The organism is Slackia faecicanis (assembly GCF_003725295.1).
Classification (GTDB): domain Bacteria; phylum Actinomycetota; class Coriobacteriia; order Coriobacteriales; family Eggerthellaceae; genus Slackia; species Slackia faecicanis.
In genome coordinates this window covers 1-557 of sequence record NZ_QICB01000018.1, presented here as the reverse complement: position 1 = coordinate 557, position 557 = coordinate 1, and the positions used below count along the sequence as shown (strand labels likewise).

1 protein-coding gene is annotated in these 557 nt (G+C 65.9%); it reads left to right on the top strand.

Features of this window, described 5'->3' with window-relative positions:
• The coding region (locus DMP07_RS08660) for a molybdopterin dinucleotide binding domain-containing protein (protein WP_280176200.1) at positions 1–557 on the top strand (557 nt) is incomplete at both ends.

Genomic DNA, 557 nt, shown 5'->3' with positions numbered 1-557 from the left:
GCCGCCATGGGCATCGATGCCGACAAGCTGAAGGAAGCCGGCGTGATGTACGTGGGCGCTGTTCCCATGCCGGCCTACATGACCATGACGGGCAAGCTGCAGTTCTATCAGGAGAACCCTGGCCCCATCGAGAACTACGGCCAGCCCATGGACCCCGCGAGCATCGCGCTGCCCCATTGGGAGCCGCCCATGGAGGCGTGGCCCGTCGCAGCCGGCGGCTTCGATGCCAACCCCCTGGCCGAGAAGTACCCGCTCATCGTGACCGCCGGCACCCGTCGCTTCCGCGTGCACTCCTACTACGGCCAGAACCCGCTGCTGCGCGAGATGGAGATCAACGAGCCCTGTGTGCGCATCAATCCCGTGGATGCCGAGGCCCGCGGCATCGAGGACGGCAGCTACGTGCGCCTGTTCAACGACCGCGGCCATGCGGTGGCCAAGGCCACCTTCAGCGCCGGTATTCGCCCGGGCTGTCTGGATATCGACCGCGGCTGGCAGCGCTCCCAGTACCTAAGCGGCTGCAATAACGACCTGACGAGCAAGCAGATTGTGGACTGGAC